This is a genomic window from Pseudomonas salomonii, from assembly GCF_900107155.1.
Lineage (GTDB): Bacteria > Pseudomonadota > Gammaproteobacteria > Pseudomonadales > Pseudomonadaceae > Aquipseudomonas > Aquipseudomonas salomonii.
On the sequence record NZ_FNOX01000001.1, the window covers coordinates 120,268 to 130,522 of the forward strand.

Below are 10,255 nucleotides of genomic sequence, written 5' to 3' on the forward strand. Positions count from 1 at the left end.
TGGGGCAGGCTTTTCTCCTATTAAAGGGGGGCGAGCAAGAGGAAAGGATCACTGGTGGTCTCGGGTATTTCTTTTGGCGAAGAGCCATCTTTCTATGGTGGTGACGCAGAAAGGAATGCAGAATTATCCTCGTTTTGGTCTAAGGGCACGGCGCCGCAGATCGACCATGTGAGGAAAAAAATGATGGTTTCACTTCGCTACGCTACGAAATCAACCTCAGATAATGTTTGGGCACTTTGTGATTTGATACGTGACAATAAGTGTGACGAGATCATTCTTTTTGCTAGCGTAGGGAATGATATTGACGAGGAAGAAGCAAGGTGGAACAACAACCTTCCTCTGGTTGTCGCCTTAGCTAAATATATTATTCCTCACGTTGATAGCGTCTTGGTCGTTTTTGATGGAGTTTTTCTAACCGCTGCGCGTTCCGCTCGTTATGGTGAAGTACGTGAACTTCTGGATGTAGCTATCGCGTCTGACAAGGTTTATTACTCTGGGCAGAGAGCCCCACTTAGTAGCGAGATGACGCCTGATCAGGCCGTTTCAACGCTTCTTCATTTAGGTCCTATCCAACCCTTGACGTCTGAGTCGAGAGCCGATTATTTTTCTTTGCTTAGTAATTTGACAGAAGCCGAGTTAGTTGAAATTAATCGGCCTCGGGAGATCCGTTGATGAGATTGGACCTTTTTCCCGCTGAAAGCGGCCCTTTCGGGTAAGGCTTTTACCCTTGTGAACCATTCCATTCGCTTCTACATAACCTTTTACCTTTTGGGCCATTTTTGTTGTGAAAGGGGGGCGGGCATCTGGTGCCGAAGGCAAGGGCCGTTTGTCTCATGATCTTGCAGCAGAGAAAAATCGGTATTATAAGTAATGTCAAATCGCCCCTAGACCGGGTAAGAAGGAGACGCACCATGACCGCACAGACCTCTCAGGGAGTAGCAAATCGCTTAGGCTATGGCCTGGGTCAGGCTGCGCGCCTCGTTTGGTGCAGTCAGAACCGTACCCTGCGTTGGGTCAAGCGTCTGGTTGTGGCTGCCGTACTCCTATATTTTTCTGCAGACATTTTCAGCGGGATTATCAGCGTTGCAGTATTTACCTTGGTTTTGGGTGGAGGGCTCTGGGCGTTGAATCACAGACCTACGCCTCGCAGAAACCAAATAGAGTATGGTCAATGTTATGGCCCCGATGGCTATGGGTACTATGTTGCTGGTCAACGTGTAGACGACGATGATTAAGGGTCTCTTATCAATGATGTGAGACCCTTACGTTACATAACGCTACGTTTGACAGTATTCACCCCTTCCTGACCTGCCTTTTGAACATCTTTTGTTCCGCTGGTAAGGCCTTCCAATGCTTTTCCTGCGCTCACCCCTGCCCATCCCAGCGCGCCCATCCAAAACACTGGCAGGATGATAAACATCGAACCCATCACGAAGTTCAGGATTGCATCCTGAGTCGTAGCGTTCAATCCCATGACAGGGTCAAATGACAAATGGGGTGAGCCTGCTCCATACAGGGCGTCCAAGATAGTTGTATCTACCCACCTTGCCAGTTGAAACCAAAAGTCCACGAAGATCAGCGCAAAAAAAACCACTGTCATGGTCATGGCTACTTTCAACTGATAAGCGCCGACGATCAGTACAAGCGGGATGCAAATCACCATCGCCATCTTCAAAAACGCCATAACCATTGGTAAGGCCTGACGAACCATGTCCATAGCCGGGAAGTAGGCCATGGATCCCAGCGCAACTCCAAGAGTGCCGGCTGCGCGAGCTGCGCCATTCCACACCGTCCCGTTTATTTGCCCACCGTAGTCTGTATAAACATCTCCTTTCACCTGGTTCGACGGCGAGACCAGTTGCCGAACAAGCGAGTCGGTCACTTCGTCCTGGGACAGCCACTTCGCCCAACCAAGCATTTTTGTCATGAGGTCAGGTGAGACTTGATCTTTGATACGATCTCGTAAACCTACTCCGCTATCGGACCACCATTGTTTACACGTTGGATATCCTCCACCTCCGCTCACTTGTGGCAACCCCACATCACGCGAAGCGTTGTATGGCCAGGACGTTCTGGGTGTCTTGGAGTAGTCCGTGTCGTAGTAGCCCGAAGTGTTCAGCAAGAAGTGGGAGCCGATCCAACTAAGATCCTGCAAGAACTGGGGATCATTGGCTTTCGTGCCCATGTCTGGTTGACGCATGAAGAGGCGGGCGCGTGAAGGTCCATAACAGTCATGAGTAAAGTCGCCGATTTCCTGTGCCAGCAATGGGTTATTGATCTTGGTGTTGTTTACGTCCATTCGCATTTGTCGCAGGTCGGTCCCGCAAGGGATGGCTGCGACCGCCCCGCTGGTCAACCCTTTTGACAACGCATGCATAAATGCCCACCACATTGGCATCTGCGCACTCTTTCCAGCCAAAGAGCTAAATGTCGTGTTCCAGCCCGTGTCAGCTGGTTTGGGTAAGTTGTACTGGCATTGCTGGGCTCTACTTTGATCGAACGCCAAGGTATCGAAGCTCACATTGACGGCAGGGACTGCGAAGAATGCGACGACGACGTAGCCAACATAGATATTGGTCTCGATTCGGGCCAGTGACAGCACGCCTTTGTTACCCTCATCAGCCCCTTCACCACGGACCTTGAGCCATTCTCGAATCACGATTATGCAGAAGGGCAGGGCGAACAGGCCGGTATCTGAAATCATGTCCCAGATGCCGTTGTTGATGATCCAGCCGACCAGCGTGAGGTAGTACTCCAGATAGTCATTGGTGTAGAGCGTCACTGGACACCTCCTGCCTGATACAGCACTTTGCTCATCTCAACCATGGCAAACAATAAAACCACCATGACCTCGATCTTCAACAGGCCTTTGCGCCTCGATTGCGGCAAACGAGCCTTGAGCTTGAGCCAGGCAACCGTCAGTGCGATATAAAGCATCAGTCGCCAGGTGAAGAGCGGCCAGTAGTTGTCGACACGCCATGCTTGCCATTGCTCAGCACTGTCGAACATGCTCATCAAGACGGCGTTGAGTAACACCACGAGTGCTGTAGCGGCTAGTAGAGTGCCTAGAACAACTAGAATGCCCCGTCCGACTCGTCGAGTCAGTGAGCGGTTGGGGGCGGCGACAGGATCTTGAATATCAGTCATGGCCTACACCTCACTATTTGCTCTTGGTAGGTGATTGCAACTGATTCAGGCGATCCGTTTCTGGATCTCCTGGAAACACGCCGCGTGAGTCTTCTGCCCGAGCCTTACCACGCTCAATGATGGTCAGTGGTGAGTTCTTCGCGAGCTGCTGACGCATGTCCAGCTCCATCTTCAGGTTGCTGATTTCCTGTTGCAGCGACGAGCTCTGCTGGCCGACTGCCTGAACGGCCAGGTCGTTAGCCGCGACGTTTGGTTCTCGGCTACCTGCCATCAGGGTGCGTTGAAGGGTCAAGGCTTTCTCCAGTACATCCGACAGCGCGACTTCGGAGGCAAGTCTGCGAGCGAGTACGTCTTGATCTCGCTCATCCTTGAGAGCCGCCACAACACCACGGGTGATGGGCAGAGAGTTGCTGCTTGCGGCCTCTAGGTTTTCGACCGATAAACTTTTGCTCCCAGTCAGCAGCTCCTGCAGCGCTTTAAGCTTTGTGTCATACGTTTCCTGGATCAGCGGCGTGAGGCCTACACCTGCTGCTGTCACCGTTTTAGGGCAACTGTCACAGGTTTGTTGTTGCTGTTCTCCCAGCACGCGATTGGCGAATGAGGTCGCCTCTTGGGGCGATGACCAGACATTGCAGACCATGCCGTTGTTGCAGCTGTCTTTGCTGATCGAGCCGGTGTCGCCGGCCGCGCGTTTGTTCAGTAGGTTGTAACCCGCTTTGGTGACGTCACCGACAATGCGGATTGGCTTCTGGCCGGAACCTCCTGCTCGATCACCCCCAACCCAGGTGACGCCATCGTTGCCACCTTTCTTTTCGACCTGCTCCACAGCCGACACTGCATCCGTGTTGGATGTCAGCGCCTGGCTCATTGCTTGACCTTCAGCGAGCTTGCCCCAGCCCATTTGATTGCCGGCGATATCCGCCATTTTTTCGCCAATGGCCCTGCAGGTGCCCTTGGACCGGTCAAAGTCCAATCGAGCCTGCAAGATGCCATTCGTGATGAGGTTGTATAGCGCTGGGTTTGCACGTTGGAGGATCAAGGCTGGCAGCGAGGCGACGGCGCTGGTGGCGTTCTGCACCACCGAGCTCATGATGTTTTGGAATCCAGAGGTGGCACCATTCAACTGGTTCTGCAGGGTGTTGCTCATGCTCATGTTTCCGCAGACCAGGTTGTTGTTCCAGCCACCGCCGACGGAAATACTGTCCATGTTGCCGGCGCTCCCCATTGTCACGGCGTTCCCCCCGCCGATGTTGTAGAGCACGTCGTCGCCGATGACGCTGCCAGAGGACGAGACATTGATTGGGTCAGCAGATTGAGCTACTGCGCTGCTAAAACAGCAGATGAGGCAGATCGCCAAGGGTGTCAGTTTCATGTGGTGCTCCGATCACTGAGGTTCATAGGAAGTCCGTACTGCCGAGAAAGGTCTGGCCACGACGTTGGCAGCACGAATACGGACGCCAGAGCGCCCAGGCGTATCCGCCGTCCTGGGCATCGATATTGGGTGTGATGGTTGGAAATGTTGCGCAGGTGGGATTGAGCACCGGGGTCAGTTCCTGCCACTTACCGGTGGAGGCGTCACCTTCGCGCAGTGCTCCCGCTGGCCAGTAACCAGGGTAGGGTAGGGCAAGCATCGGTAGGTAGACATGGACCTGACCCAGTCGGGTGGTCACGTCACCGGCGCGCTGTGCAATTACGGCACCGGTCTTGTAGTCATCGACTTGATTAAGAAAACCACTGCGTGGATAGACATTCCCCCAGCTGCTTGCAGTGAGCAGGCTACCGACCTCACGCATCCCTGGGATGAGCGCCTCGGGGTATACAGCTTCAGGTACGCCGTACCGCCAGGCTATGGGGTCCAGGGTGCTGAGGAAGTAGGGGACAAGTGGTAACGTTGCGCCCTTGCAGACATAGCCAGAGGCGCTGGCGAACTGACTCAGTGCCGCACCACCAGGATGCCCGATCACGTCGGCTTCCTTGAACTTGATCATGTTGTTTTCGGCGACGTGGTTGGTGGTGCCATCGTTACCTGCTTGAGCCATCGGGTTAGGTGTGCCGAGAGGCGACATCTCTATCCAGGGGTTCATCCCCGTATTAGAGTATGCAGACACCACGGCGTCCGGGACGTAGTGACGAACCTTGGTCGAAGTTTTGACCTTGCAGCCGAAGGGTGTGCAGAGCAGCCAATAGCAAATGCCGACGACTCTGTATTCCAGACAGGTCGGCGACAGCGTCGAAGCAATGATTGTGGCCGAAGTGATCGCAGCTGATGCGCTGAAGGACAAGCTGAAGGCGATGGCCAGTGACAGTGGGCGGATCGCTAAGCGTGAGCGTCTCATCGTGACAGGCTCCTAGCTCGATCAATCTGCGCTATGGCTTTTGCCACGTCCGCCTCCCCGTACACGACGTAGCGGCGGTCGACGACAACTGCGGGAATTTTTTCAACCCCCACACTCCAGGCATCTGTAATGCCCTGCTGTGCTTGAACCAGGTCGCTTTGCAGACGTTTGCCGGCTGGACTTGCCAAGTAACGCTGAATGGTTGCTTCAGCCTGGCGTTGATCGTTAGGAAGCTGTCGAGACAGCAGCTCTTCGAGGCGTTGCTGGTCGTCGAGACGAATGATACGCACGGCAGTAGGTGCGGATACAGGATGTGCCTGATCAGTGATGACCCATGTTTCAGCGTGCGCTGTGGCAGATAGGAGCGTCAAGGCCATGCAGGCAAGCCAAAGCCTCGTCGTGCGGGAAGGTTTATTGAAAGGGTTCATCGCACCGTACCTGAAGTGGGTTCAGGTACAGGAAACCGGATGGCCGCGTTCAGTGCAGTAAGAAATAGGAGTTCGAGTGGTATGGGTTTTCGACAGCGCTCAATTCAGGTCGGAGGGCATTTGGTCGGCTCAAATTGACGTGACCTCCGCTGCGCAGTTAACTGTGTATCCATACAGTTATTGTTCAGGCCAGGTTTATGAGCGTGACCCTTCTTGGTCCCATTGCCAGTGGTGGGGTATCACTCCCGCTGTATTCCTCCCAGGTGTCTGCCGGTTTTCCATCGCCGGCAGCGGACCACCTTGAAAAATTGATTTCGCTCGATGAGCTGTTTGAAATCCGAGCCCCCCACATGTACCTGGCCAAGATCCAAGGCGACAGCATGCAAGGCGCCGGGATTTTCAGCGGTGACCTGGTGTTGGTTGATCGAAGCAAAACGGCGCGGCATGGCGATATCGTCATTGCAGCACTCAATGCAGAGTGCGTGTGCAAGCGTCTGCACAAGCTGGATGATCAGGTGGTACTGATGGCCGAAAATCCCAAATTTCCGCCCAGGTACGTCATGGAGGGGGACGAACTGGTGATATGGGGTGTGGTGAACTACAGCGTTCGCGACCATGCACGTTAGAACTGCGCTCTACGCGGGCTTGCCCGTGTTCGGCCTGGTAGATTGCAATCATTTCTACGGCGCCGTTGAGCGCGTTTTCCGGCCGGATCTGGCCCACACGCCCATTGTTGTTCTCAGTAACAACGACGGGTGCGTGATCGCCCGTACTTACGACGCCAAACCTTACGTCAAAATGGGCGCGCCCTATTTCCAGATCAAGGACACGCTACGTCGGCACGGAATTGTGGCTTTCAGCAGCAATTACGCGCTGTACGGTCAAATGTCTGAAAGGGTGATGACCCTCATAGAATCAATGGTTTGCGACAGCGAAGTGTATTCCATAGACGAGATTTTCTGCGACCTCTCGGGGATGCCGGGCGACCTCACAGAGTTCGGGCGGACGATTCGGTCCAAGGTCCTAAAACACACAGGTATTCCCGTGGGTGTGGGCATTGCCCACACCAAAACCCTGGCCAAGTTGGCCAACCACACCGCGAAGCGTCTGCAGGCGCAAACAGGCGGCGTCGTGAATCTGTGCGACCCCTTTAAACGCGATTGGGTGTTGCGTAATACGGCCGTTGAAGAGGTGTGGGGCATTGGTCGACGTATGACGGCGCACATGCATGCCCTGGGTATTCACACGGCCATGGACCTGGCCAAGGCCGACCCCGGGTTGCTCGGCCGTAAATTCAGTGTGGTGCTGGAGAAGACGGTGCGTGAACTCGCCGGCACGTCGTGCCTGGCCCTGGAAGATGCGGCGCCGGCCAAGCAGGAGATCTGCTGCAGCCGAATGTTTGGCGTGCGCCTCGAAACACTTGAGCCAATCAAGGAGGCGGTGGCCACCTACGCGCAGCGCGCCTCAGAAAAGCTGAGAGCCCAGCATTCGCTGTGCAAGAAGATCCGCGTGAGCATTCGCACCGGCATGTTTAACCCGGACGAGGCACGTTACGCTAACGGCGTGCTGGTTGAGCTTCCCTATCCCACCAATGACGTACGCTTGATCACCAAGGAAGCCACGCGGGCAGTGGAACGCCTGTTCCGGCCTGGGTTCCGATACAGCAAAGCCGAGGTGTTGCTGATGGATCTGCGTCAACCAGGTGAATTTACCGATGACCTATTTGCGCACACACAGCCTGCCACGGCCGACAAGGTGATGAACGTCCTGGACGAAATCAATAACCGCTGGGGTCGAGGCACGCTGCGTACCGCCTCTGTGCCGGCGGCGCCGGCCTGGGCGATGCGCCGTGAGCTGAAAAGTCCGGGCTACACCACCAGGCTTGACCAGTTATGGACGGTAAATGCCAATTGAGGCATCGGATCCGGAGGGAGTTTGTGTATGTGCAGTCATTACGAAGCACCGTCGCCGCAGCGGGTGGCCGAGACATTCGGCGTTGAGCCGTTCGAGCAGGGTAAGTTGCAACTGTACCCAGGCTATATCGGGCCTTTCATTCGCTGTGCGGAGCACGTCGACGAGGAATCGCCTGCGTTGCTGGAAGCGCTGACAGGCGCGTTTGGGCTGATTCCGACCTGGAGCAAGGACACCAAAATCGTACGCAGCACCTACAATTGCCGATCGGAGACGGCCAGTCAAAAGCCGTCGTACCGCACGGCTTGGCGAAAGGCCCAGCACTGCATTATTCCTGCAGCGGCCATTTACGAACCAGACTGGCGAACGGGTAAACCGATTGCAACGCGGATTGTGCGGGCAGACGATGAGTTAATGGGTATTGCGGGCCTATGGGAGCAGTGGCGTGTTCCCGGTACCGGGGAGAAACTGCACAGCTTCACCATGCTGACCATCAATGCGGATGATCCAGGGGAGTTACCCTTTATTACTCCCAAAAGCGATTTAATTATCTTAAGCAATTGATAATTAGGAGATTATTTTTGGGGTAAAATTGGGAGATCCTGCTAGATCTGAATCCTAGATCTTCGTCCCGAGCAACATTTGCATCGCAAGAAATTCTCTACTCTAAAATGGGCCGGCGGTCCGAAATGAGGAGTTCATTATTGCAGGTTTGAAACGATGGACAGGGCGGCTACCTACGCAGCTAACTGCGTAACTAGCTCCACCATTCCGATGCGTTGCTGGTCACGAATCTATCGCCCAAAAGTTACACGTGCATAAAAGCAACCGTGCCGCTAGATTGGGCCCTTCGGGCTGGGGAGGACAAGCGGATGTCACGAGGTGCAATTTTCTTTGCAGGGATGAACAAAACACAGTTAAGAGCCTGCATCCGGTTACGCCTCAAAGAGCGGAAGCTTGAGGAGGTCTTTGCAGATGACCTGATCTCTGGCCTGATCGCCGAGAAGCATTACTACTGCTCAGTCCACAAACTGCGCCCGAGCTATTTCCGGATGTCGTATCGACCAGGTGGCGGATATGACTTTTACGGCAGCTTTGATCCAAATGGATGGCATAAGGTGTCATGGTCTCAGTGCTTAGACCCTAGAGATCAGAACGACTGGATTGAATCCGCTCTGCGCTTGGCATCAACCCCCTTCTTATCTGCGCGAAGGCGCTCGTTTCCAATCTGCGAACGATGTGGCCTTCTTCCCTCTACTGAAGTGGATCACGTGAGCCCCGAATTTCAAGAGATAGCCCGTCAGGCAATTCGCAACATGCAGACGTTTGAATTTGATGCTGCATTCCGTGGCTTCAATTGGTGGAGCGAAGAGCCTTTCAGCCTATCCGCAGACAATTCAGCGCTCGTGTATACCCTTGAGGCTCATCGGGGAGCGACGCTACAAGCCGTTTGCAAAGATTGTCATTTAAAAAACGCCGTTGACCGTAAGATTGCGACTAAGGGACTTAGCTAATGGGCTCAGGTAGCTCGCGGTTGCGGTCTGATTGGTGAACAACTGACGGTGCATTTCAGTCAGAATACCGTTGAGCAATTGTTTGACCAGATCTGGTCTAGAGTCATCTGTGACTTGGGCGATTTGGCTCTGGTAGGCCTTGACCAAACCGTGAACCAAGTCTTGAGCAAGCTGGCGGCTTCCCTGCTTCGAGGTGCCATCCATAACGACAAAAAAGCCTCGTGTCCCGTCTATTTGGGCAACTACAATGTCGTGGTTGGCTGCTCGCTTATGCTCTTACGGCTCTTGTTTGATATCTCATGCGGGCGCGCTCAGGCCCTTCATGCGTTGATGAACAAGTCTGGCGCGCCCAGGATTCGCCCGAACAGATCCTGAGATTTAAATTGCATAATCAATACCGCTAGCCGACGCCCGCAGCCATCTAATCCCTGAGCTCTTCGCTGGCTTTACTGACTTCCGCCAATAGCTCTAGACATCCGTCGAGCAGGATGGTGATGTCCTCAATGTCTTTGTGATACGGGTCGCACTCTCAGCTGGCTAGTCCAGGTGCTCGATCCGCTTGTAGGTCTCGTAAAGTGCAATCATGTCGCCTTGAGCCATGACTTCCAGCGGCGATCGGCCGGCAAAAAACGGATTGTCGTTCTTGAAACCAGGGAAACCTCTCACGTTTGCCTGGTTGGAGAAGACCCTTCGCAGCGAAGCATGGATGCCCAGCACCATTCCGATGCGTTGCTGCTGATCTTGATCGAGCCGCTGACCTGCAGCAATGCCACGCGATACGCGACGGTAGGTCGCAGGCGAAATCCTGAGAATCCGGCACGCTTGACTGGGCGTGGCTTCCCAGGCGCCAATGATCCGCAAAGCCACCTTCAAACCGGTGATAGCTTGCTGTTCGCTAAGACGTTCACCACTGATCATG

12 protein-coding genes are annotated in these 10,255 nt (G+C 54.4%); 6 read left to right on the top strand and 6 right to left on the bottom strand.

Going from position 1 to position 10,255, the window contains the following annotated elements; all coding sequences use genetic code 11:
* The first annotated feature begins 54 nt into the window (after positions 1-54).
* Both BLV67_RS00625 and BLV67_RS00630 read left to right on the top strand, forming a co-directional pair.
* Positions 55-672 carry a hypothetical protein gene (locus tag BLV67_RS00625; protein ID WP_176727907.1) on the top strand — a complete coding sequence of 206 codons (618 nt, stop codon included), beginning with the start codon at positions 55-57 and terminating at the stop codon, positions 670-672.
* A 239-nt stretch (positions 673-911) separates the two neighbouring features.
* On the top strand, positions 912-1,235 hold the full coding sequence (locus tag BLV67_RS00630) for an Ac45/VOA1 transmembrane domain-containing protein (protein ID WP_069785949.1): 324 nt from the start codon (positions 912-914) through the stop codon (positions 1,233-1,235).
* A 32-nt stretch (positions 1,236-1,267) separates the two neighbouring features.
* Here BLV67_RS00630 and BLV67_RS00635 read toward each other — a convergent pair whose 3' ends face one another.
* The 5 genes from BLV67_RS00635 to BLV67_RS00655 are packed head-to-tail and all read right to left on the bottom strand — an operon-like array spanning position 1,268 to position 5,911.
* Entirely contained in the window at positions 1,268-2,782 is a 1,515-nt protein-coding gene (locus BLV67_RS00635; RefSeq protein ID WP_069785950.1) for a conjugal transfer protein TraG N-terminal domain-containing protein, read from the bottom strand.
* Positions 2,779-3,147, bottom strand: a complete 369-nt coding sequence (locus tag BLV67_RS00640) for a hypothetical protein (protein ID WP_069785951.1) — start codon at positions 3,145-3,147, stop codon at positions 2,779-2,781. The genes BLV67_RS00635 and BLV67_RS00640 overlap by 4 nt, the downstream gene beginning before the upstream one ends.
* Before the next feature lie 13 nt (positions 3,148-3,160).
* Positions 3,161-4,519, bottom strand: coding sequence for an integrating conjugative element protein (locus BLV67_RS00645; protein WP_069785952.1), 1,359 nt, complete (start codon positions 4,517-4,519; stop codon positions 3,161-3,163).
* A gap of 22 nt (positions 4,520-4,541) precedes the next feature.
* The gene (locus BLV67_RS00650) at positions 4,542-5,483 is read right to left on the bottom strand and encodes a TIGR03756 family integrating conjugative element protein (protein WP_069785953.1); all 942 of its coding nucleotides are present in this window, start codon (positions 5,481-5,483) and stop codon (positions 4,542-4,544) included.
* Positions 5,480-5,911, bottom strand: a complete 432-nt coding sequence (locus tag BLV67_RS00655) for a TIGR03757 family integrating conjugative element protein (RefSeq protein WP_176727908.1) — start codon at positions 5,909-5,911, stop codon at positions 5,480-5,482. The genes BLV67_RS00650 and BLV67_RS00655 overlap by 4 nt, the downstream gene beginning before the upstream one ends.
* Positions 5,912-6,108: 197 nt before the next feature.
* On the opposite strand from BLV67_RS00655, the gene BLV67_RS00660 reads away from it, so the two are divergent.
* The 4 genes from BLV67_RS00660 (at position 6,109) to BLV67_RS32185 (ending at position 9,336) form a co-directional block, all read left to right on the top strand.
* Entirely contained in the window at positions 6,109-6,537 is a 429-nt protein-coding gene (locus BLV67_RS00660) for a LexA family protein (RefSeq protein WP_069785955.1), read from the top strand.
* A complete protein-coding gene (gene umuC, locus BLV67_RS00665; protein WP_069785956.1) occupies positions 6,527-7,825 on the top strand; it encodes a translesion error-prone DNA polymerase V subunit UmuC in 1,299 nt (432 codons plus the stop codon). Before BLV67_RS00660 ends, umuC begins: the two co-directional genes overlap by 11 nt.
* Before the next feature lie 27 nt (positions 7,826-7,852).
* Positions 7,853-8,386, top strand: a complete 534-nt coding sequence (locus tag BLV67_RS00670) for an SOS response-associated peptidase (RefSeq protein ID WP_083269297.1) — start codon at positions 7,853-7,855, stop codon at positions 8,384-8,386.
* Positions 8,387-8,694: 308 nt separating this feature from the next.
* Positions 8,695-9,336 carry a hypothetical protein gene (locus BLV67_RS32185; protein WP_141722681.1) on the top strand — a complete coding sequence of 214 codons (642 nt, stop codon included), beginning with the start codon at positions 8,695-8,697 and terminating at the stop codon, positions 9,334-9,336.
* 537 nt (positions 9,337-9,873) lie between these two features.
* Here BLV67_RS32185 and BLV67_RS00680 read toward each other — a convergent pair.
* Entirely contained in the window at positions 9,874-10,254 is a 381-nt protein-coding gene (locus tag BLV67_RS00680; RefSeq protein ID WP_069785958.1) for an antitoxin Xre-like helix-turn-helix domain-containing protein, read from the bottom strand.
* Position 10,255 lies beyond the last annotated feature (1 nt).

What these genes read in the sequence shown, in the direction of transcription:
- BLV67_RS00630 (WP_069785949.1), top strand. Translation starts at nt 912, where the DNA reads ATGACCGCACAGACCTCTCAGGGAGTAGCAAATCGCTTAGGCTATGGC.
- BLV67_RS00640 (WP_069785951.1), bottom strand. Translation starts at nt 3,147, where the DNA reads ATGACTGATATTCAAGATCCTGTCGCCGCCCCCAACCGCTCACTGACT.
- BLV67_RS00645 (WP_069785952.1), bottom strand. Translation starts at nt 4,519, where the DNA reads ATGAAACTGACACCCTTGGCGATCTGCCTCATCTGCTGTTTTAGCAGC.
- BLV67_RS00650 (WP_069785953.1), bottom strand. Translation starts at nt 5,483, where the DNA reads ATGAGACGCTCACGCTTAGCGATCCGCCCACTGTCACTGGCCATCGCC.
- BLV67_RS00655 (WP_176727908.1), bottom strand. Translation starts at nt 5,911, where the DNA reads ATGAACCCTTTCAATAAACCTTCCCGCACGACGAGGCTTTGGCTTGCC.
- BLV67_RS00660 (WP_069785955.1), top strand. Translation starts at nt 6,109, where the DNA reads ATGAGCGTGACCCTTCTTGGTCCCATTGCCAGTGGTGGGGTATCACTC.
- umuC (WP_069785956.1), top strand. Translation starts at nt 6,527, where the DNA reads ATGCACGTTAGAACTGCGCTCTACGCGGGCTTGCCCGTGTTCGGCCTG.
- BLV67_RS00670 (WP_083269297.1), top strand. Translation starts at nt 7,853, where the DNA reads ATGTGCAGTCATTACGAAGCACCGTCGCCGCAGCGGGTGGCCGAGACA.
- BLV67_RS32185 (WP_141722681.1), top strand. Translation starts at nt 8,695, where the DNA reads ATGTCACGAGGTGCAATTTTCTTTGCAGGGATGAACAAAACACAGTTA.
- BLV67_RS00680 (WP_069785958.1), bottom strand. Translation starts at nt 10,254, where the DNA reads ATGATCAGTGGTGAACGTCTTAGCGAACAGCAAGCTATCACCGGTTTG.